The sequence below is a fragment of the Pseudomonas sp. HPB0071 genome, from assembly GCF_000478505.2.
GTDB classification, from domain to species: domain Bacteria; phylum Pseudomonadota; class Gammaproteobacteria; order Pseudomonadales; family Pseudomonadaceae; genus Chryseomonas; species Chryseomonas luteola.
Genome location: NZ_KI517367.1, coordinates 1548195 through 1569745, shown reverse-complemented (window position 1 = coordinate 1569745; position 21551 = coordinate 1548195). Strand labels below are relative to the sequence as shown.

21 protein-coding genes and 2 pseudogenes are annotated in these 21551 nt (G+C 58.4%); 16 read left to right on the top strand and 7 right to left on the bottom strand.

All coding sequences use genetic code 11. From position 1 onward, the window contains the following. From bioF to HMPREF1487_RS07500, 7 genes are all read left to right on the top strand, one after another. A complete protein-coding gene (gene bioF, locus HMPREF1487_RS07530; RefSeq protein ID WP_010796031.1) occupies window positions 1-1176 on the top strand; it encodes an 8-amino-7-oxononanoate synthase in 1176 nt (391 codons plus the stop codon). After that, the gene (locus tag HMPREF1487_RS07525; RefSeq protein WP_010796030.1) at window positions 1169-1894 is read left to right on the top strand and encodes an alpha/beta fold hydrolase; all 726 of its coding nucleotides are present in this window, start codon (window positions 1169-1171) and stop codon (window positions 1892-1894) included. The genes bioF and HMPREF1487_RS07525 overlap by 8 nt, the downstream gene beginning before the upstream one ends. Then, entirely contained in the window at window positions 1887-2702 is an 816-nt protein-coding gene (gene bioC / locus HMPREF1487_RS07520; protein WP_010796029.1) for a malonyl-ACP O-methyltransferase BioC, read from the top strand. Before HMPREF1487_RS07525 ends, bioC begins: the two co-directional genes overlap by 8 nt. Window positions 2703-2706: 4 nt before the next feature. After that, window positions 2707-3387, top strand: a complete 681-nt coding sequence (bioD, locus tag HMPREF1487_RS07515) for a dethiobiotin synthase (RefSeq protein WP_010796028.1) — start codon at window positions 2707-2709, stop codon at window positions 3385-3387. Between the two features lie 369 nt (window positions 3388-3756). Beyond that, a complete protein-coding gene (locus tag HMPREF1487_RS07510) occupies window positions 3757-4524 on the top strand; it encodes a hypothetical protein (protein ID WP_010796027.1) in 768 nt (255 codons plus the stop codon). 126 nt (window positions 4525-4650) lie between these two features. Beyond that, complete coding sequence (locus tag HMPREF1487_RS07505; protein WP_010796026.1) at window positions 4651-4935, top strand: hypothetical protein; 285 nt, start codon at window positions 4651-4653, stop codon at window positions 4933-4935. A gap of 206 nt (window positions 4936-5141) precedes the next feature. Then, window positions 5142-6947 carry a phenylacyl-CoA dehydrogenase gene (locus HMPREF1487_RS07500; RefSeq protein WP_010796025.1) on the top strand — a complete coding sequence of 602 codons (1806 nt, stop codon included), beginning with the start codon at window positions 5142-5144 and terminating at the stop codon, window positions 6945-6947. 159 nt (window positions 6948-7106) lie between these two features. Here HMPREF1487_RS07500 and HMPREF1487_RS07495 read toward each other — a convergent pair whose 3' ends face one another. The 4 genes from HMPREF1487_RS07495 to HMPREF1487_RS07480 are packed head-to-tail and all read right to left on the bottom strand — an operon-like array spanning window position 7107 to window position 11911. Then, window positions 7107-8006, bottom strand: a complete 900-nt coding sequence (locus HMPREF1487_RS07495; RefSeq protein WP_010796024.1) for an efflux RND transporter periplasmic adaptor subunit — start codon at window positions 8004-8006, stop codon at window positions 7107-7109. 12 nt (window positions 8007-8018) lie between these two features. After that, on the bottom strand, window positions 8019-8219 hold the full coding sequence (locus HMPREF1487_RS07490) for a DUF1656 domain-containing protein (RefSeq protein ID WP_010796023.1): 201 nt from the start codon (window positions 8217-8219) through the stop codon (window positions 8019-8021). Further along, on the bottom strand, window positions 8209-10401 hold the full coding sequence (locus tag HMPREF1487_RS07485) for an FUSC family protein (RefSeq protein WP_010796022.1): 2193 nt from the start codon (window positions 10399-10401) through the stop codon (window positions 8209-8211). Before HMPREF1487_RS07485 ends, HMPREF1487_RS07490 begins: the two co-directional genes overlap by 11 nt. 7 nt (window positions 10402-10408) lie before the next feature. Then, on the bottom strand, window positions 10409-11911 hold the full coding sequence (locus tag HMPREF1487_RS07480; RefSeq protein ID WP_010796021.1) for an efflux transporter outer membrane subunit: 1503 nt from the start codon (window positions 11909-11911) through the stop codon (window positions 10409-10411). A gap of 169 nt (window positions 11912-12080) precedes the next feature. Here HMPREF1487_RS07480 and HMPREF1487_RS07475 point away from each other — a divergent pair, with 169 nt between their 5' ends. From HMPREF1487_RS07475 to HMPREF1487_RS27900, 3 genes and pseudogenes are all read left to right on the top strand, one after another. After that, complete coding sequence (locus tag HMPREF1487_RS07475; protein WP_010796020.1) at window positions 12081-13055, top strand: LysR family transcriptional regulator; 975 nt, start codon at window positions 12081-12083, stop codon at window positions 13053-13055. A gap of 151 nt (window positions 13056-13206) precedes the next feature. Further along, window positions 13207-14079 (top strand): annotated as a pseudogene (locus HMPREF1487_RS07470) (DMT family transporter); the annotation flags it as partial. A gap of 36 nt (window positions 14080-14115) precedes the next feature. Then, a complete protein-coding gene (locus tag HMPREF1487_RS27900; protein ID WP_167670396.1) occupies window positions 14116-14415 on the top strand; it encodes a DUF2218 domain-containing protein in 300 nt (99 codons plus the stop codon). 170 nt (window positions 14416-14585) lie between these two features. Here HMPREF1487_RS27900 and ubiA read toward each other — a convergent pair whose 3' ends face one another. The 3 genes from ubiA to HMPREF1487_RS27690 all read right to left on the bottom strand — a co-directional run bounded on the left by ubiA (window position 14586) and on the right by HMPREF1487_RS27690 (window position 16666). Next, window positions 14586-15530, bottom strand: a complete 945-nt coding sequence (gene ubiA, locus HMPREF1487_RS07465; RefSeq protein ID WP_010796018.1) for a 4-hydroxybenzoate octaprenyltransferase — start codon at window positions 15528-15530, stop codon at window positions 14586-14588. A 57-nt stretch (window positions 15531-15587) separates the two neighbouring features. Further along, complete coding sequence (locus HMPREF1487_RS07460; RefSeq protein ID WP_010796017.1) at window positions 15588-16130, bottom strand: chorismate--pyruvate lyase family protein; 543 nt, start codon at window positions 16128-16130, stop codon at window positions 15588-15590. Window positions 16131-16411: 281 nt separating this feature from the next. Continuing rightward, window positions 16412-16666, bottom strand: coding sequence for a hypothetical protein (locus tag HMPREF1487_RS27690; RefSeq protein WP_177325217.1), 255 nt, complete (start codon window positions 16664-16666; stop codon window positions 16412-16414). Between the two features lie 4 nt (window positions 16667-16670). Here HMPREF1487_RS27690 and HMPREF1487_RS27895 point away from each other — a divergent pair, with 4 nt between their 5' ends. The 6 genes and pseudogenes from HMPREF1487_RS27895 (at window position 16671) to aldA (ending at window position 21264) form a co-directional block, all read left to right on the top strand. Next, a complete protein-coding gene (locus HMPREF1487_RS27895) occupies window positions 16671-16985 on the top strand; it encodes an L-rhamnonate dehydratase (protein WP_010796015.1) in 315 nt (104 codons plus the stop codon). Next, entirely contained in the window at window positions 16986-17207 is a 222-nt protein-coding gene (locus tag HMPREF1487_RS27890; protein ID WP_010796014.1) for an L-rhamnonate dehydratase, read from the top strand. An 87-nt stretch (window positions 17208-17294) separates the two neighbouring features. Beyond that, window positions 17295-17570: pseudogene (locus tag HMPREF1487_RS27265) on the top strand (SDR family NAD(P)-dependent oxidoreductase); the annotation flags it as partial. A gap of 59 nt (window positions 17571-17629) precedes the next feature. Next, window positions 17630-18988, top strand: a complete 1359-nt coding sequence (locus tag HMPREF1487_RS07440; protein ID WP_010796012.1) for an MFS transporter — start codon at window positions 17630-17632, stop codon at window positions 18986-18988. A 30-nt stretch (window positions 18989-19018) separates the two neighbouring features. After that, window positions 19019-19819 carry an HpcH/HpaI aldolase family protein gene (locus HMPREF1487_RS07435; protein WP_010796011.1) on the top strand — a complete coding sequence of 267 codons (801 nt, stop codon included), beginning with the start codon at window positions 19019-19021 and terminating at the stop codon, window positions 19817-19819. A gap of 17 nt (window positions 19820-19836) precedes the next feature. After that, window positions 19837-21264, top strand: a complete 1428-nt coding sequence (gene aldA / locus HMPREF1487_RS07430; protein WP_010796010.1) for an aldehyde dehydrogenase — start codon at window positions 19837-19839, stop codon at window positions 21262-21264. Window positions 21265-21551 lie beyond the last annotated feature (287 nt).

The following is a 21551-nucleotide window of genomic DNA, read 5'->3' as shown; positions in this document are numbered from 1 at the left end:
ATGCCGTTCGACCTGGCCAGACGCCTCGCCGAGCGCCGCGAGCAAGCGCTGTACCGTCACCGACCGCTGCTGGAAGGCCCGCAAGGACCTGAAGTAGTGGTCGACGGACAGCCGCTCCTGGCGTTCTGCAACAACGACTATCTTGGCCTCGCCAATCATCCGGACGTCATCGCGGCACTGCAAAAGGGTGCCGAGCGTTGGGGCGTAGGCGGGGGCGCTTCGCATCTGGTGATCGGCCATAGCGGCCCCCATCATGCCTTGGAAGAGGCGCTGGCTGAGTTTACCGGGCGCCCTCGGGCACTGCTGTTCTCCACGGGCTACATGGCCAACCTTGCGGCCGTGACAGCCCTGGTTGGCCGAGGTGATACGGTCCTTGAGGACCGGCTCAACCATGCCTCTCTGCTGGATGCAGGACTGCTGTCCGGCGCGCGCTTCTCCCGCTATCTGCATAACGATGCGGCAAGCCTAGCCAGCCGGCTCGACAAGGCTGAAGGTAATACGCTGGTCGTAACGGACGGTGTATTCAGCATGGACGGTAATGTGGCCGACCTGCCGGCCCTGGTTGAAGTGACACGTAACCGGGGCGCCTGGCTGATGGTCGATGACGCCCACGGCTTTGGCCCGTTGGGCAGGCAGGGAGGCGGCGTAGCTGAGTATTTCGGACTGGGCATGGATGAGGTTCCGGTACTGGTCGGTACGCTGGGCAAGGCTTTTGGTACTGCAGGCGCCTTTGTAGCAGGCAGCGATGAGCTGATCGAAACCTTGATCCAGTTCGCACGTCCTTACATTTATACCACCAGCCAGCCGCCAGCAGTGGCCTGCGCCACCTTGAAGGCACTAGAGCTGCTCCAGGCAGAGTCCTGGCGGCGCGAGCATTTGAATGCACTGATCCAGCGATTCCGCTCTGGTGCGCAGGTTATCGGCCTTTCGCTGATGGACAGCTTTACCCCGATCCAACCGATCCTGGTCGGCAGTAGCGAGCAGGCATTGGCTTTTTCGGCTGCCCTGAAACGCCATGGAATTCTCGTCACGGCGATCCGTCCCCCTACGGTTCCGAACAATAGTGCCCGGTTGCGGGTTACTCTGTCTGCCGCACACAGCGAGCAGCACGTCGATCGTCTGCTCGCCGCACTTGCCGAAGCTTGGTCGGAATTGAAAGGAACGGAACATGCGTGACACTTTAGTGCTGCTGCCCGGGTGGGGTCTGGGCACGGCCCCCTTGGAGCCGCTGCGTGATGAGCTCCTCGAAATAGCACCATATCTGGATGTACTGATCGAACCCTTGCCGGACATGGCCGATGCCAGTGGCTGGTTCGATGATATTGACGCCCGGCTGCCGGATAACGTCTGGCTGGGTGGCTGGTCATTGGGTGGCATGATCGCCAGTGAGCTTACCCGGCGGCGGGGCGACCGTACCCTGGGGTTGATCACTATGGCCAGCAATCCCTGCTTTGTTGCCCGTCATGGTTGGCAAAGCGCAATGTCACGCAGTGTCTTCACCGATTTTTACGAGGCTTGCACGCTCGATGCGGAGCTGACGCTCAAACGCTTTACCCATCTGGTCAGCCAGGGGGCTCGGGACCGCAAGACGCTTGCGCGCCTGCTGCAGGTGGCCTTGCCGGAGACGTCCGGTGAAGTTGCAGTGGCCGGGCTTGAGCTGCTGGCGCAACTGGACACACGCGAGGCGCTTCAGGCGTATAGCGGTCCGCAACTTCACCTGTTTGCGTCAAACGATGCACTGGTACCGGTATCGGCTGCGCAAGCCTTGATGGATGAGATACCCGACATCGAAGTTCATGTCTTCGAGCCGGCCAGCCATGGCCTGCCGCTGGAGCGTCCGGACGAGATTGCCGCAGCGATTGAACGTTTCATTTATGAGGGCCGTGATGGCTGATGCTTTACCTGTAACCATGCAGGAGGGCGCCTCCTTGCCGGATAAAAGGCAAGTGGCGGCTTCGTTCTCCCGGGCGGCGGCCAGCTATGACGGCGTTGCCAGCCTGCAACGTGATGTCGGCGAAGCGCTTCTGGCGCGTATGCCCGAGCAGGCTGTAGAGCGCTGGGTCGACCTGGGCTGCGGTACAGGCTACTTCACCCGGGCGCTAGCGGCCCGTTATCCCGACGCGCAAGGTACCGCCGTTGACCTGGCGGAAGGCATGCTGCGCCATGCACGTCCACTCGGCGGGGCCGAGCACTTTGTGGCGGGTGATGCCGAACGGCTGCCGCTCAAGGACCAGGCGTGCGATCTGCTGTTTACCAGCCTTGCCATTCAATGGTGTGGCGACCTTTCGGCGGTATTATCCGAGGCCCAGCGTATCCTGCGGCCCGGTGGGCTGTTTGCATTCACCAGCCTGTGTACCGGTACACTGCAGGAGTTGCGGGACAGCTGGCAGGCAGTGGATGGTTTCGTTCACGTTAACCGTTTCCGCCAGTTTGAAGACTATCAGCGGGTCTGTGCGGCCAGTGGACTCAAGCAGAAGGTGCTAGACGTCGAAACACGCGTTCTGCATTTTCCGGATGTCCGCAGCCTGACCCATGAACTCAAGGCGCTCGGCGCCCATAACGTGAACCCTGGCCGCGCTACTGGCTTGACCGGACGCGCCCGCCTGAATGCCCTGGCGCAAGCGTATGAGCGCTTCCGCCAGCCCCAAGGTCTCCCGGCCTGCTATCGCGTGGTTTACGGCATTTTCCAGAAAGAATCCTGATCTTATGTCTGCTTACTTCATTACCGGCACCGATACCGAAATCGGCAAGACCACCATTGCTTCCGGCCTGCTGCATGTAGCCCGCCTTGCGGGGCTTTCCACGGCAGCGGTCAAACCTGTGGCTTCTGGTTGCGAGATGACGCCCGAGGGGCTGCGTAACAGCGACGCGTTGTCGCTCTGGGGCGAGTGTTCGTTGCCGTTGAGTTACGCCGAGGTCAATCCGCTGGCCTTTGCGCCTGCTATTGCTCCACATCTGGCGGCCCGTGAGGTAGGAGCATCCTTGACAGTCGATGCCCTGGTCGCGCCCATTCAGGCCATGCGGGCCAAACAGGCCGACTTCATGCTGGTCGAAGGTGCAGGTGGCTGGCGCGTACCGCTGGAGGGGGAGGCGAACCTGTCCGATGTAGCCAGGGCCATTGGTTTTCCCGTCATCCTGGTGGTGGGTGTACGGTTGGGCTGCATCAACCACGCGGTGCTGACTGCTGAAGCCATTGCACAGGATGGGCTCAACCTGGCCGGCTGGGTTGCCAATATTGTCGATCCGCAGACATCACGCCTGGAGGATAACCTCGCCACGCTTCATGAGCGCCTGCCTGCACCTTGCCTGGGCACTGTTCCTTATCTGGCTGAAGCCACGCCGGCGGCCGTTGCGGATTATCTGGATTTAAGCCAATTGGCGCGTTAATGCCCCTTTGGTATCTGACTGCTCGTGATAAGGCACTTTAATATCAGAATAGACGTTATTTATTACAAAGTTTTTCAGCGATTACTTTAATTTTGCGCAGCTTTTTCCGGCTTCGCATATAGTCCATTTGCCTCGATTGATCTCTTTCCCGCCTTATCTAAAAGAGATGTTCTCGTCGCGGTTATGAGTGCTTTCTGTTTGTTCGCTATGCCTGTCAATCACTTCTTAATGATTGATTGCGGCATGGCGCGTGACTGTATGCCTTTAATATTTATTGCTATACGACTTACCGATAGTTGCTCATGGTGTTCAGACGTTGGTGGTAGTTCCAGTTTTATAACAATATCAAGAATGGAAAAAGGATTTTGTATGCCTGTCTTCAAGCGTATTGATGCTCAAGACGTTTCTCGGCTGGCGCTCGACATCGAGAGGCAAGGCTATGCCGTTATTGAACACTTTCTTTCGACGGAACAACTTGAAAGTGCACGTGACTATGTTCTGCGGGAAACTCACAAACATAACTCCGAATATTTTGCGCTACATGGCATAAAGTCTGTAACCGGCAGTCTTTTCGAGGCGCTGAGCACCTCGGTGAGGTTCAGGAAAATGCTGGCGGATGTTCAGGAAGCCGGTCTGGGCAGGCGGGTACCGGAAGAGGAAGAGATCTTTCCGGCCGTGCGTTGCCTGCAAGGTAAAACCGGTCTTAAAGAGTCCAACTATTTTCATTATGACGCCACGGCATTAACGGCGCTTGTGCCTGTTTTCATTCCAAATGATACTGACCAGTGTGGCGATTTTATTATGTTTCCCAATACCCGCCGTATCAGGAGCAGTGTGGCCATCAATATTATCGAGAAAGCACTTATTCAAAATCCATTAAGTCAGAAGTTCATAGCGTTATTGATCAAGTACAATCTGCTCAAGCCCATCAAAATAAAACTTGTTCCTGGCAATCTTTATATCTTCTGGGGATATAGAAGCATACATGCCAATGAGCCTTGTGATCCTAATACACTGCGCGCAACGGTCCTGCTGCATTATGGTGACCCACACAGTCACCAGTGGATGTCCAGGCTTTTCCTCGGCGCCAACCAGAGGCGGGCGCGCAAGATTAACAAGAAGGCGTTGCCCGGCTGATACCGTTCCCCTGGTTATTCGAACTGACGCTAAGCGAAGCGGCAAGCATGACGTTTTAATCATAGGGTTCGATGCCGGAATCTGCTTCAATGGCCAAACGCCTCAAGCAGTTAAAGGGAGCGGCTTATGAATATTTCCGGAAACAGTTTTACTTACGGGGTGGCGGCCTATCAGGCGGGCCAGTCCCGTGTCGATCAGGCCGGTGCAGCCATTGCGGCCAGCAGCCTGCCAAATGATGCGCAGACACGTGTCGACCAGGTTCGCAGCGTCGATGGAGCTTCTCAGAATCAGGCAGATAAGGCCGCACAGCTGGTCGAGTTGCAAGCGGGTAAGCGCGAGGCCCTGGCGGGCTCTCGAGTTATCCAGGCAGCCAGTGCAACATTGGGAAGCCTTATCGATACCTACGCCTGACCTCTGTTCCCTCCAGGGGGAGAAGGTGTAATACAAGCGCCGCGGGTGGATAACCACTCGCGGCGTTTTTGTATCCAGGTGTCGCCTGTGGTCAGACACGCTTGACAGGCCTCAGAGGAAAACATAAGTTTCAAACAGCTGTTTAACGCCGGTCAGGAGATCCCTGCGGCGCCTTCCCATAAAAATGCATTCCAGAGGTAACAGTCATGCCTGACTACAAGGCTCCCTTGCGTGATATCCGCTTTGTCCGTGACGAACTGCTGGGTTATGACGCGCATTACCAGAGCTTGCCCGGCTGCCAGGATGCTACCCCGGATATGGTTGCCGCTATTCTTGAGGAAGGCGCCAAGTTCTGCGAGCAGGTCCTGTCGCCGCTGAACCGTGTCGGTGACAAGGAAGGCTGCGTATGGAGCGAGTCGGGCGTGAAAACGCCGACAGGCTTCAAGCAGGCCTATCAGCAATTCGTAGAAGGTGGCTGGCCGAGTCTGCCGCATGATCCTGCTCATGGCGGCCAAGGTCTGCCTGAGTCACTGGGTATTGCCTTGTCGGAAATGATTGGCCAGGCCAACTGGTCCTGGGGCATGTATCCAGGCCTTTCCCATGGTGCGATGAACACCATTGAAAGCCATGGTACCGACGAGCAGAAGCACACCTACCTGACCAAACTGGTTTCCGGCGAATGGACAGGCACCATGTGCCTGACCGAGCCTCATTGCGGCTCCGATCTGGGTATGCTGCGTACCCGTGCCGAGCCGCAGGCTGACGGTAGCTACGCGATCAGCGGAACCAAGATCTTTATTTCGGCCGGTGAACATGACCTGACCGACAACATCGTGCATATCGTGTTGGCCCGCCTACCTGACGCACCGGCGGGTACCAAGGGTATCTCGCTGTTCATCGTACCCAAGTTCCTGCCCAATGCCGAAGGGGGCATAGGCGAGCGTAACGGTGTGACCTGTGGCTCCATCGAGCACAAGATGGGTATCCACGGTAACGCCACTTGCGTGATGAACTTTGATAGTGCCAAAGGCTTTCTAATCGGCCCGCCAAATAAAGGCCTGAACTGCATGTTCACCTTTATGAACACGGCGCGCGTAGGGACGGCCTTGCAAGGTCTGGCCCATGCGGAGATCGCCTTCCAGGGTGGTATCCGTTATGCCCGTGAACGCTTGCAAATGCGTTCCCTGACTGGTCCAAAAGCGCCCGAGAAGGCTGCTGACCCGATCATTGTCCACCCGGACGTCCGCCGCATGCTGCTGACCATGAAGGCGTTCGCCGAGGGCAACCGTGCCATGATCTACTTTGCTGCCAAGCTGGTAGATGTGACCCGTTACAGCCAGGATGAGGAAGAGCGAAAGAAAGCCGATGCGCTGCTGGCCTTCATCACGCCGATTGCCAAGGCCTTCATGACTGAGGTGGGCTTCGAAGCCGCTAGCCATGGCATGCAGATCTATGGCGGTCACGGCTACATTTCCGAATGGGGCATGGAGCAGAACCTGCGTGATAGCCGTATTGCCATGATGTACGAAGGTACTACCGGTATTCAGGCCATTGACCTGTTAGGCCGTAAGGTACTGATGACTCAGGGTGAGTCGCTCAAGGGCTTTACCAAGATCGTTCACAAGTTCTGCCAAGCGCAGGAAGGCAATGCTGATCTCAAGGAGTTCATCGAGCCACTGGCCAAGCTGAACAAGGAATGGGGCGAAATCACACTGAAGGTCGGCATGGCTGCCATGAAGGACCGTGAGGAAGTAGGCGCTGCCGCAGTGGACTATCTGATGTACTCTGGCTATGCCTGCCTAGCCTATTTCTGGGCCGATATGGCGCGTGTAGCCAGCGAGAAGCTTGCTGCCGGAACCGATGAGGCTGCGTTCTACAAGGCCAAGCTGCAGACCGCGCGTTTCTATTATCAGCGTCTGCTGCCACGTACCCGCATGCATGTCGAAGCGATGCTGGCAGGGGCTGGCAGCCTGATGGATGTGGCGGAAGAGGATTTCGCTCTGGGTTATTGATTAGTCGGGCTAAAGCAGATAGAGGGGCTGCGTCGTTAGGCGCAGCCCCTTTTTATTGGCTGATCGGTAACGCACACAGACTCGGGTATGCGCGTTCAGCCGGTGCGAGTCGGAAGTATCACTCTATGGAGTGCATTACGCAGAGGGCTCGTACCAAGATCAGTCGGCAAAGCCCAGCCAGTTGTGGTGATCATGACCGGTGCCGTCATCCAACACGACCGTGCAGGTGGTGCCTGCCGACAGCTCCATCCCCTCGGGCACTTCATCGATGGCAATGCGCACCGGAATTCGCTGTGCCAGGCGCACCCAGTTGAACACCGGGTTCACATCGGCGATCAGCTCGCGGCTCTGCGGGTTGTCCCGATCATAGATACCCCGGGCAATGCTCTCTACATGGCCCTTGAGCACCATACCGCTCATCATTCGCATTTCGGCGGGTGCGCCGATCTTCACGTGGGGCAGTTTGGTTTCTTCAAAGTAGCCATAAACCCAGTAGGAGTTCTTGTCGATGATCGCAAGCTTGGGTGCACCGGCCGAAGCATAATCGCCACGGTAGACCAGGAGGTTGGTGACATAACCATCCACCGGCGCCACCACGCGGGTGCGGGACAGGTTCAGGCGGGCCGCTTCAAGCTGAGCCTGGGCCTGCTTGTAGTCTGCCTCAGCTGAGGAAGCGATGCTGCTGGCGTCTTCACGGCTCTCCTTGGAAACGACCAAGCTGTCGATATCGGCACGGCGCTTGGCGTTTTGCAGGCGCATGTCCAGCGTTGCCTTGCGCGAAGCGACCAGGGCTTCGGCCTGGTGCACAGCGATTTCGTAATGAGACGGATCGATCTGCAGGAGCAGGTCGCCTTTCTTGACCAGCTGATTGTCATGCACTGGCACGTTGACTACAAGGCCCGACACATCCGGGGCGATGTTGATGACATCGGCGCGCACGCGTCCGTCCCGCGTCCACGGATCGTTCATGTAATGCACCCAGAGCAGCCGGCCTATCACCAGTGCGGCTACCACGACGATCAGGGTCGCCAATACGCTAAAAAGGTTCTTCAAGGTCATGAAACAAGGCTCTCAACGATAGACGGTCAGCGCCATTACGCCATAGATGCAGGCGAACAGGCTCAGGCGGAACAGGGAGGGGTGCCAGGTAAAGCGATACAGCCCAATGCTGGCGAACAGGCGATCAACGACCCACATCACCAGCAGGCCAACAATGAACAGCACGGTAACGGTGGGCAGGTACACACCGTGGAAAGCAATCTCACGAGGCATGGGCGATTCCTGTGGCGGGCTCGCTCGGCGCAGCGTATTGCGCCAGGGGCGCGTGCGGGTCGAGCAGGGAGGTTCGAATGAAATGCAGGAAGCTCTGGATGCGACGCAGCGGCGACTCATCGAAATGCTGGCTATAGGGCTCACGCTGCGCTTCAACGCAGGCAATGGCCTGGTCCACCGCAGTGAGCGCACGTTGCAGATTGGTCTGGCTTGGCTTCAGGAACAGGCGGGCCAGGGCACGTCCCATGGCGCGGATCGACTGACGCCAAGGGGACGCTTCGGCAAATCGAGGCTCGGCCGGTAGGCGCTCCTGCTCCTGACGCAGCTCAATGATGGCCTGACCGACTTCCTGGACTGTAAAGGTCCAGCCCAGCAGTGCCTTCTGCACCTGCGGACGGCCATTGGCCAAACCGTAGGCCTGATTGAGCAAGTCGCGCGTGGCGCTTTCGAACCGGCTCGAAAGCCCTGGCAGCGGGTCACTCGTTACACGAACGACCTGACGGCGCAGGTCACGCTCCAGGCGTCGCCAGAGCCAAGCGCTGTTGGGTGGGAGCAGGATCGAGGAAATCGCGGCTGTGGTCGCCATGGACAGCAGTACGGCGATACCGTTGTTGATGAAGTTTGACGGGTCATACACCGGTGGGTTGTCGGGAATCGAGGTAAAGCAGAAAAACACCATGCTACCCAGCCCGTAACCCATATAACCCGGACGCAAGGCCACAAAGCTGCCCAGCATGAAGACGGGTGCTAGGGCGAACATGAGCATCCAGTATCCATCCAGTTGGGTGAAGACGAAGAAGTTCATGAAAAAGCCCACGGTAACGCCGAAAAATGCACCGATGGCCATCTGTTGGGCGGTCTTGTGGGGCATCGGACTGGACGAGGCGAGGGCGGCCACGGCAGCCGCGTTGGAGGCGAACATGCCGCCATAGGGCCAGGCTGTCATGATCCAGAACAGGCTGAGCAGCAGCACCATGAGGGCAGTTCGTACGCCTGCCACGGTTGCTGCCATGGCATTGGCCTTGGCCACGAAGCGTGCCTTCCATTGCTCGCGTACATGGTGCGGAGCGGCCAGGGACGCGTGGGTCTGGACGTAGTTGTGCAGATCGTCCACCAAACGGAAGAGCAGCTCGGCAGCCGTCTCGAAGTCCAGCCGATCTTCTTCGGAGGGCGCGTTGGCAAGTAGCGAAGCACGGGCTTCCCGAATGCGTACGCGGGTATGGTCGCTCAAGGCCGAGAGACGTTCAGCGACCGCTGCCGCGTCCGGTGGTGTCAGCGGCTGACCACGCACGCTGTCCAGGAGCTCCAGAAATGCAGCCTGTGCCATGTCGAATGCTGACAGTACAACGTCAGCTTGCCGCTGGCGCAACCGCAGGAGCAATCGACTCAGGGCGTGCAGACGGGTCGTCATGGTCATGAACTCACTGTTCAGCCGCGAGAGACGACCGCTGCGCATGCGCATGTGCGGATCTTCAAAAGCTGTGGCGCTGCGCATGTTTTCAAGCCCGACGGCCTCGGCGGCATAGCGCACTCCACCGCTCTCCACAACATGCCGCTCCAGCTTGCCACGCAGCACATCGGCTACGTAGCCTGCAAAGGTGCCAAAGCGGTTGTACAAAGCGTTGCGCATGGCTGCGCCTGTGGTCTGCGGAAAAAGGGCTGCCGAGACGATACCGCTGCAGATAATGGCCAACGAAATCGCCAGCACCCGCATAACCGCTGACATGAAAGCACCTTCAGGGCTTATGACAGCGGGAATGCCGATCAGCGCTGCGGTATAGCCTGCCAGCACACAGCCGTAGCTGCGCATATCGCGATAGCGCATGGCGCCGGCCGTGCACAGGCCAATCCAGACTGACATGCAGACCAGGAAGGGCACCCGCTCCTGGGCAAACAGGGCAACCAGCGCCAGCATGGCGATCAGGCCTGCTACCGTACCCAGCAACCGATAGACGCTTTTGGCAAACACCTGGCCGCTCTGCGGCTGCATCACGATGAAGACGGTGATGACCGCTGAAGATGGGTGCGGCAACTGGAGGCGCATGGCAAGCCAGAGGGTCAGGCCGGCTGCGATCAGTACCTTGAACAGGTAGATCCACATGACACCGTCGCTTCTCGCCCAGGCGTTAAGCGCCTGGCGAAACGCGCTGGTGGAGGGGGTGGAAGTCGTTTCTGCTTTCATGAGGGCCTTAGGGCTTTTTGGCAATATCAACACGTGCCGGTTTCAGGTCCTTTTCGTCCGGGCTGTCTTCAGGCGCGATGGCACCGCCACCCAGAGCGGTAATCAGGCCGGCCTGGGCGCTCAGGCGCATGGCCTGGACCTGTTGCTCCACCCGCTGCTGGGCAAACAGACGGGTCTGGGCGTCCAGTACATGCAGGTAATCGGTCAGGCCGCGCTCGAAGGCCTTGCGGGCAATGTCGTAGGTGCGCTGCGCCGCTTCCACGGACTCACGGGCCATGTCGGCCTGCTTGTTGGCCGAGTCGAGACGAATCAGGTTATCGGAGATGTCCTTCAGCGCCTCGATGATGGTCTGGTTGTAATGTGCAACCGCAGCGTCGTAGCCTGCTGATGCGATACCAAGCTGCGAGCGGCGCTCACCGCCATCGAAGATGGGCAGCGAGATAGCCGGACCGAAGGAGTAACCTGTCTTTTTGGCCGTGAACAACTCCTTGAAGGTGCCCATGGTCATCGACTGACCAATACTCGCCATCAGATCAATGTTGGGGTAGAAGTCGGCACGGGCTACATCGACACCCTTAGCGTTCATGGCAACCTGCCAACGGCTGGCCACCACGTCGGGACGATGACCTACCAGCTCCAGTGGCAAGCGTGAGGGCAGGGTTGGCATGGCGCCCAGTTGCAGCTGCGGGCGTGTCAGCGAGGCGGCATCGCCTGGGCCTTTACCGGCCAAGGCGGCCAGCTGGTTGCGAGAAAGCGCAATGGCTTCGTCCAGGGCTTCGATCTGTCGATGCGTTTCCGGCAATAATGCTTCGGCCTGGCTGACCTCAAACTGGGTGCCGATACCGCCTTCCAGCTGACGCTTCGCCAGTTTGGCGATCTGCTCCTGCTGATCCAGGGTCGCGTGGGCCACATCACGTTGCGCATATTGCAACGATAACTGGATGTAGGCTCGCACGATGTTGGTCGTCAGCTCGAGCACCGCAACACGTTCTTCGGCAGCTGCCTGATGGGCACGATCCAGAGCACGTTCGCTGTCGTCGTGCTCGCGTCCCCAGAGGTCGAGCTTGTAGCTGAGCCCCAGGGAGGCGGTGTTGTTCCAGGTGGTACGGTCGGCCAACTCGCCCGGGCCATAGAAGTTATCCGTAGGCCAGGTGTAACGGCGCAGGTCAACGCTGCCGTTTATGTGGGGCGCCTCGGCGGATTCCACCAGTCCGGCCATTGCCTTGGCCGAGCGTACCCGTGCCGCTGCGGCTGCCAGTGACGGATTGCTGGTCAGGGCTTCAGCGATCCACCGGTCCAGCTGGGGGTCACGGTAGGCGCGCCACCACTGGCTGGCCGGCCATTGGGCGTCCAGCTTGGCCGCACGGATAGCATCGTCCGTAGCCAGGGTGTCGGCATTGACATGTTGAGCCTCCGGCGCGATACCGTGGGTACTGATACAGCCGGAGATTGTTGAAGTCAGAACAAAAAAGCTTATGCCAAGCAGCGAATTCTTACAGGGGAATGACACAGAAGGCGTCCAGATATTCGAGGGGAGAGTCGCTCAAACCTACGTGAATTCTAGGAAACCCCTTGTCTTGAGATAAGCCGGCTGGTTTGTGAATGTTTATCTCACATTTTGTAATAATGGCCCTCTTGCGTTCATGGCAAAATTTATTTGCTAACTAATGAGGGGCATCATGGACACATTGCACAATATGCGCGTTTTCGCCTGTGTTGCCGAAAGCGGCAGCTTTACCAGCGCGGCGCAAGTGCTGAGCACCACCACCGCACATGTTTCCCGGGCCGTTGCGAGCCTGGAAGCGCATCTGCGTACCCGCCTGCTCCATCGAACCACCCGCCGGATCGCCCTGACCGAGGCGGGGCAGCGTTACCTGCTGCGTTGCGAGCAGATCCTGGCCTATGTTGAAGAAGCCGAAGCCGAAGCCAGCGATGCTCATGCGCGGCCGGCCGGCAAGCTGCGTATCCATTCCATGACCGGAATCGGTCAGCATTACATGATCAAGGCGATTGCGGGCTATCGTCAGCAGTTTCCCGAGGTCAACTTTGACCTCACCATGGCTAACCGGATGCCGGACCTGCTCGATGAAGGCTACGATGTGGCGATTGTGGTCGCGACGGAGCTGCCGGATTCCGGCTTTGTTTCCCAGAACATCGGCCATACCTACAGCATCCTGTGTGCGTCGCCTGCCTATGTCGAAGCGCGTGGCCTGCCTCGCAGCCCATCGGATCTGCCAAGTCATGACTGTATGAGACTGGTGAGTCCGGTCGTGCCGCTGGAAAAGTGGGTTTTCGACGGACCCAACGGGCAGGAAATGGTCACCATCGGCACAACCTCGTTCCAGGTCAACGTGGGCGATGCCATGACTGAAGCGATCCAGGCGGGCCTGGGCATTGGAATCCTGCCAATTTACTCCGCCATCGAAGGGTTGCGTGACGGCTCGCTGGTTCGTGTCCTGCCGCAGTATCAACTGCAACAATTGAACGTGTACGCCTTGTATCCGTCCCGCCAGTACCTGGACGCCAAGATCAAGACGTTCGTGGCGTTCTTGCGTGAGCGACTGCCCGGCGTTCTGGAAGCCGAAGAGCACGAGCTGCGTGAGTTTAGCCTGCGCAATGCCTGTGGCGGTGCCCGTCAGGTGCAGCCGGCCTGATTCCCTTAGGCCCTGGTTATGCTTGCCCAGGGCTGTTTCTGCTTTTCTTTCCCGGCTCATCTGTTCAATACTGGTCTTACCTATGCGGGCCAGGCCTTTATGCGATCAAGTGCTTAGCCTGCTAATCAGTAGTGCTCGATCAGGACAATAAATGAGCCTTCAGTCGTCTTCCGGCCTTGCCGAGCAACCGCTCAAGGGCATCGGGCTGATTTGTCTCGCGATACTCTTGTTTGCCAGCCATGACACGATGTCCAAATACCTGTCGGGGTTCTACCCGATCGTGATGGTCGTCTGGGCCCGTTACGTTTCCCATACGGTGTTGATGCTGGGCGTCTTCGGGCCTCGCATGGGGATGGGAGTGATCCGCACACGGCGGCCCGGACTGCAGATCGCCAGGGCGTTGTGCCTGATCGGGACCAGCCTGTTCTTTACGGCCGGGCTGCGTTATCTACCACTGGCAGAAGCCACGGCGGTCAACTTCCTCGCTCCGCTGATCGTAACGGCTCTGTCGGTGCCCCTGTTGAAAGAGCGGGTGACCCGGCCGCAGTGGATCGCTGTGGTAACCGGCTTTGTTGGTGTTCTGATCATCATTCGCCCAGGTAGCTCGCTGTTTACGCCAGCTGTTCTGCTACCGCTGGGGTCTGCAGTGATGTTTGGTATCTACCAGATCCTGACCCGCATTCTTTCCTCGACCGACAGCCCTACCACCAGCAATTTCATCGCCGGGCTGGTGAACAGTGTGATCATGACATCACTGTTGCCCTTCTTCTGGGAGCCGCCGAGCTGGACGCATGCCATTTTGATGATAGGGTTAGGCGCATGTGGAATGGGCGGACACTTGTTGCTGACCCAGGCATTCCGCTATGCGCCGCCCGCGTTGCTCGCACCCTTCAGCTACGGACAGATTATCTGTGCAGGGTTGATGGGATTCATTTTCTTTGGTCATGTACCTGACGAGGGCGCCCTGGTCGGTATGACAATCATCAGCCTCAGCGGACTGGCTGTCGCCTGGCAACAGCGGCGTGCACGCAAACCCATCACCTCTTCAAGGAGATCGATTATGGCATCGTCCGAATCCCGTATCGCCACGGCCAGTCCAGGCCGCTACATCACACGGTTATGCAAGCACTGGGGGCATAAATTCCAGGTGGAATTCGATGACGGAAAGGGCTTCATTCAGTTCCCGGCGGGAACCTGTCACCTTGAGGCGCAAGGCGACGTCTTATTGGCAAAGATCGAGTTTCCTGCTGAAGAGCTGGAGCGGATGGAAGGGGTGGTCGCTGATCATTTGCAGCGGATGGGAAGCGGTGAAACACTGCAGATTGATTGGGTCAGGGTCTCATCAAGCCCGACTGAGTGATCGCCTGTGCCAGGGAGGCGGTAAGCGAGTCATTCGTGAAAGCCGCCGTAAAGTCACCAGAACCGCTTGTTCCGGTATCCAATAGGCGCTGCGCCCTGGCTTCACGTTCTCTGTAAGTGTGTAGAGAACGTGAAGCGCCGAAGGCATGGGAAAAAGCTGAAGCCGCTTGATCAGCGCACCAAATAATCCACCACAATCCCTATCCAGATTGCCAGGCCCGCCCAGTGATTATGCAAAAAAGCCTTGAAGCATTTCATGGGGTCCCGGTCCTGTGTACTCAGGAATTCCCAGACAAAACACCCTAGCGCCACCACAAGGCCCAGATAGAACCACGCGCCCATGTGAAAGCGCGCACCGGCAAGGAGCAGGCAGAGCAGGGTAAGGCCCTGCAGCGTCGCGATGATGATGCGGTCTGCGTCGCCAAACAGGATGGCAGTGGATTTCACGCCGATCTTCAGATCGTCTTCCCGATCCGCCATGGCGTAATAGGTGTCGTATCCCACCGTCCAGATCACGTTGGCGATGAATAATAGCCAGGCCTCAGGCGGAAGCGAGCCGGTTTCGGCGGTAAAGGCCATCGGCATTCCCCAGGAGAAGGCTGCGCCCAGTACCACCTGTGGGTAATAGGTGTAGCGCTTCATGAAGGGATACAGCGCAGCGATACCCAGGGCGCCAAAGGACATCCAGATGGTGATGGCGTTGGTAAACAGCACCAGCACGAAGCTGAGCCCAACCAGCACGGCAAAGGCAATCAGAGCTTCCTTGGTTGTTATCCTGCCGGTCGCCAGCGGGCGCGCCTTGGTGCGACTGACATGACCGTCGAAGTTTCGATCGGCAAAGTCGTTGATTACACACCCCGCCGAGCGCATCAGGGCGACACCCAGCACGAAAATGATGACGTTCTTCACGCTCGGGCGGCCTTCGCCCGCAATCCACAAGGCCCAGAGTGTTGGCCAGAGCAAAAGGTAGATGCCGATAGGCTTGTCCAGTCGCGTCAGTTGGGCGAAGTCTTTGATGCGGCTGCTAGGCCGGGTGGTCCCGATGATTTTCTGCGGGGCGGCGGTAGCAAGCGAGGCAGCGGGCTGTGGTTTTTTACGGGAGCGGTTCTTTTTCATTGCGGCGCCGTATCGGAATGAACGAAAGCCCGAGCCGTTTCACGGTGGGCTGGCCGATTATAGCCTTTGATCTTTCAGAAACTGCCAGAACGCCGGCAGAAACACCTCGGCAACCAGTACGCCAAGGCCGTCCCGGCGAAAGACCGAACGCCGAGCCCAGAGCGGCTCCTGATCCTGCACTTCTTCCTGTGGAAGCCAGCCAGCAGGGTAACGCGTGGCCTCCAGCGGGCCGCGGTTAAACGCGTTATCGCTGAACAGCAGAGCGCCTAGTGGGCGTTGGCCCAGTTGAGCCAGCTCAAACCCTGAGGCCTCGAGCGCCTCGCGCGTTGCCACGCTGCGGGCAAACACCCAGCGGGTCTGCGTACCTAACAGGAAAACTTCGCGCACCCAGCCGAGCGTCTCCGGCGGCGCGTCCAGGGCCTTGCATTCATCTGCCCTTAGCGGCTGCCATCCTTCAGTAATGACGTCCACCGCAAAGCGGTTACCGCTGAGTTGCGTCAGGCGCTGGGTCAAGGAACCCTCATCTTCAAACAGCCACTTGCGGGGAGCGTCGCCGTCGAGCTGCGCAGCGTTTTGCCAGAAGGGTATGCGTGGGGTCATATCAGGTGATCTATCCGTTAGAGGTCCATAGCTTAACAGTCAGGCTTATGGCCTGAGTCCGAGATCATTGGCGCGTCGGCGCAAGAGTTGCAGAAAGGTTTCCAGCTCTTGGCTTAGACCGCACCGGCAATTGCCGTGCAACCGCGGCGCTTACCGTTGCCATGGGTGGCCTGGGTATTGCCGCCTCGGTAGCGTTCGGCTTGCCACTGCTGGCGCTGATCGCTCTGTGCTTCGCCGCCTCGGGGTTCATTGCCGTCTAACCGATCTTCTAGACGTTTCCCTCAGCTTACCTTGCTGGTAGCGCGGCGGCAGGCAGCATTACCCTGATCAATTCTATTGGCGCTTTGGGCGGCTTCATGGCTCCCAACCTCAAACGCTGGGTCGAGACTACCTTTGACTCCACCGCTGCCGGCCTCTACTTCCTTGCCGGTGCCAGCCATCTGGCCGCCCTTTTGATCCTGGCGGTACACCGCTTCAGTCCCGCAGCGCCTACTACGCGCGCTGCTTCCTTCGATACGCTGCAAGGAGACGTCCATAAGCATGCCCACCATTAAACACGCCCGTGCGTTTACCCTCCGGGGCGGCGGGGCGGATTATCATTACCAGGGCGATGCCCACTGGATCGACGACCATATCTCCACGTCCATGGCGAAGTACCCAGAATACTGGCAGAGGCGCCGCAGCGTTGGTATCAACGTACTGGAGACGCTGGTGGTAGAGGTGGAGGCCAGCGATGGCACGGTGGGATTTGCCGTTACAACCGGAGGTGAGCTGGGCACGTTTATCGTCGAGAAGCACCCGGCTCGCTTCATCGAAGGCGCCAGGGTGACGGACATTGACAAGATCTGGGACTAGATGTTCAACGCCACGCTCTACTACGGGCGTAAGGGCATCGTCCTCAACATCATTTTCGGCGTGGACTTGGCTCTGTGGGACCTGCTCGGCAAAATTCGCCAGGGGCCGGTCCATCAGCTCCTGGGTGGCCCTGTGCGGGACGAGCTTCAGTTTTATGCCACCGGCGCATGGCCCGATCTGTCCAAGAAAATGGGTTTTATCGGCGGCAAGCTGGCGCTTTAGCACGGTCCTGCTTAAGGTGAAGAGGGGCTGCGCAAGAACATCGAAACGCTAGCCACTATGCGTGAGCGGGTGGGGGACGACTTCTGGCTGCTGTCACTCATGCAGTCCTGTGCCATTGCCCTTGGCCCGTACGGTATACGCTGCAATGCCGTACTGCCGGGCACTATCGAGACCGATATCAACAAGGACGACCTGGCCGATCAGGAAAAACGCGACTACATGATTAAACGGACACCCCTGGGACGCTTGGGGGAGCCGGATGACCTGGCCGGCCCGGTCGTATTCCTCGCATCGGACATGGCCAGGTACGTCACTGGTGCATCCCTACTGGTAGACGGGGGAATGTTCGTGAACTTGCAATAGCGTTTCCGGTTCCGGGTTTATTCGGAACACCGCTCCATTTCGATTCCTGGAGAGCCTTGATGAATAACAACAATATGCAGGCAACAGCGAGTGCAACAACGGGGACTGCGTCTACCTCGCGGGAAACCGTGATCCCGGTCAAGAGTGCCCGGCTCAAGCGTATTCAATGGGTAGCGCTGACACTGCTGGTGCTGGCGGGGTTCGTCAATTACCTGGACCGCAGCACCCTGGCCATCGCTAACCAGACCATTAGCCAGGAGCTGTCTTTCACGCCGACCGAAATGGGGCTTTTGCTCTCCGTCTTTTCCTGGGCGTACGCCGTGGCGCAGTTGCCGATCGGCGGCATTCTCGACCGTTTTGGTGCCCGTCTGACCCTGGGCCTGGGGATCTGCCTCTGGTCGATTGCCCAGGGCATGCTGGGATTACTCAGTAGCCTGAACCACATGATCCTGGCGCGTATCGGTCTGGGTATCGGTGAGGCCCCTCAATTTCCGGCCGGCGCTAAGGTTGTCAGCGAGTGGTTCAACATCAAGGAGCGAGGGCTGCCGTCTGGCATCTTCAACATGGCGTCCTCCCTCGGGCCGGCAATTGCCCAGCCGATTCTCGCCGCGCTGCTTCTGGGCCTGGGCTGGCGGGCAATGTTCATCGCCATGGGCGTCATGGGTGTGGGTGTGGCAATCGTCTGGTACGCCGTCTACCGCAACCGTGATGAGGTCAGCCTTACCGCACAGGAACAACACTATCTCGACGAAGGCATGGCCAAGGGTGACAGCACGGGCCGTATGACCTTTGCCGAATGGCGCGGGCTTTTCAAGCTGCGTGTGACCTGGGGCATCGTCTTTGGCTACGTCGGCATCATCTACATGCTGTCGTTGTACCTGACCTGGCTGCCTGCGTATCTGGAGCGGACCCATCATCTGTCCCTGGCCAGCGCAGGTTGGGTCGCCAGCATTCCGTTCCTGGCCGGAGCGGCGGGCGTCATCAGCGGCGGCCTCCTGGTTGACCGCGTGATCCGTGGCGGCGCTAGCGTCAGCCGCAGCCGTAAATGGCCGATCTGCGGCGGCCTGATCGGCGCAGGCTTCTTCACGGTCCTTGGCGCCTATGCCCAGGGCGTCGTCCCGGTCATGGCGTTATTCAGTGCGGCACTGTTCTGCCTGAATGTAGCAGTAGCCGGCACATGGTCCCTCGTCAGTGTGGCAGTACCGTCACGCATGGTGGCCTCCCTCGCCAGCATCCAGAACTTTGGCGGCTATTTCGGCGGTGCTTTTGCACCTGTGGTGACCGGCATGGTCGTTCAGCAAACCGGCTCCTTCACGCTTGCCCTAGTCATTGCGGCTTTAATCGCACTGCTTGGCGCTGCGAGCTACTTCTTTGTCGTCAAGCTTCCTGAAAAAGGGGGCCATCTGGCTTCTCACTGATCCCTAACGTTCAACACAACAGGACTTCTTATGCAGATGCCACACAACGCCTTCAAGGCAGCGCTCAAGAAAGACCAGACCACCTACGGCATCTGGGCCGGCTTTGCTACAGGCTACGCGGCGGAAATCATTGCCAGCCTTGGCTACGACTGGATGCTCATTGACGGTGAGCACGCACCCAATACCGTGCCCACCATCCTGGCGCAGCTCCAGTCCGTCGCACCCTATGCCACTCAGCCCGTGGTAAGGGCCGTAACCGGTGACAGCGTGCTGATCAAGCAGCTACTCGATATCGGCGTCCAGACCTTGATGGTGCCTATGGTGGAAACAGCCGAGCAGGCGCGTGAGCTGGTCCGGGCCATGCGCTATCCACCCCATGGTATTCGTGGAGTTGGCGGTGGGTTGGCCCGTGCAACCCGTTGGGATGGTGTGCCGGATTACCTGGCTACTGCCCATGAGGAGCTCTGCCTGATCGTACAGGTTGAGTCGGCCAAAGGGGTCGAGAACGTCGAAGCGATTGCTGCGGTAGAGGGCGTCGACGCGGTCTTCGTCGGTCCAGCGGACCTGTCCTCTGGGTTGGGCTATCCCGGCAATCCAGGTCATCCCGACGTGCAGGCCAAGATCCGTCATGCCATCGATGCCACCCGTGCGGCGGGCAAAGTCAGCGGCATTCTTGCCCCCCAAGAGGATGACGCTCGCCGCTACCAGAGCTGGGGCTGCCAGTTCATTGCAGTGGGCATTGATATCAGCCTGATGCGTCAGGCAGCCCTGGATAATCTGCGTCGCTACAAGGAAGGCCCGGCCGTCAGCGCGCCTTCGCGAACCTACTAAAACAAGAGGAATCGGCCATGACCCAACCGTATCAGAACTTCATCAACGGTGCCTTTCAGGCTAGCAGCGAACATTTAGGGGTTTTCAATCCCGCCACTGGTGCACGCTTGACCGACGTGCCTGCCTCTAATGGCAATGATGTAAACCGTGCCATTGAGGCCGCACGCGCTGTTCAAAAAGCCTGGGCAAAAAGGCCTGCCATTGAGCGCGCTGGGTACTTGCGCAAAATCTCCGCCAAGATCCGCGAGCATGCGCCTCGGCTGGCGCGCATCATCACTGAGGAGCAGGGCAAGGTCAGCGGCTTGGCCGAAGTCGAAGTCAACTTTACGGCTGATTACATCGACTACATGGCCGAATGGGCACGTCGCATTGAAGGTGAAATCATCACCAGCGACCGGCCCAACGAAAACATTTTTCTGTTCCGTAAGCCCCTGGGGGTGGTCGCCGGCATCCTGCCTTGGAATTTCCCGTTCTTCCTCATTGCCCGCAAGATGGCTCCAGCTTTGGTAACGGGCAACACCATCGTCATCAAACCCAGCGAAGAGACGCCGATCAACTGTTTCGAATTTGCCAAACTGGTCGCCGAAACGGACTTACCACCCGGCGTGTTCAATGTTGTCAGTGGGGCAGGGGAGGTCGGGGGAACGCTTAGCGCCCATGCCGGTGTCGACATGATCAGCTTTACTGGCAGTGTGGCTACGGGTGCCCGCATCATGGCGTCGGCTGCACCCAACCTCACCAAGCTCAACCTTGAACTCGGCGGCAAGGCACCGGCCATCGTGCTGGCCGACGCTGATCTCGACCTTGCCGTCCGCGCCATTCGCGGCTCACGCATCATCAATACCGGACAGGTCTGTAACTGTGCCGAGCGCGTATACGTCGAGCGTGGCGTAGCCGATGAATTCATCTCACGTGTCAGTGCTGCCATGAGTGAAACGCGCTACGGAGATCCGCTTGCCGACCCCTCGGTAGAAATGGGCCCGCTGATCAACCAGGCCGGACTCGATAAAGTTGCAGAACGTGTGCGTACGGCAGTCAGTCAGGGCGCTACAGTCATCTCTGGTGGCAAGGTCGCAGATATTCCCCAAGGCTTCCACTACGAACCCACCGTACTGGCTGGCTGCCGTGAAGACATGACCATCATGCGTGAGGAGATCTTTGGTCCCGTCCTACCAATCCAGATCGTCGACAGCCTGGACGAGGCAATCGCCTTGGCAAACAACTCCGAATACGGCCTCACCTCATCCGTCTATACCCGCAGCCTGAGCAAAGCCATGCAAGCCTGCCGCGAAATCGACTTTGGCGAAACCTACATCAACCGCGAAAACTTCGAAGCCATGCAAGGCTTCCATGCAGGTGTGCGCAAGTCAGGGGTTGGCGGGGCGGATGGAAAGCATGGGTTGTATGAATATACCCATACGCAGGTGGTTTATATGGAGTGCTAATAAGATCGCCCACCTAAATGGGTGGGCATCTTTAATTTGAAGAACTTAATTTAATTTGTGTGTTAAAAAATTTTATTTATCAAGAGTTATAAGGTATACCGTGTGTCTACATACTTCTTGGATATCTCGGATAGGGGTCTGTATTTACCGCCAGATGTGCCTTCATACAGTCCTGTTTTAGCTACAGCGCTTTTTCTTCGAATAATTTATTAGATCGTTGCCTCTGTTTGATACTTTAATAATTAGGCAGAGACCTTGTAATGAGTTTGCCTAGTATTAAATATTAA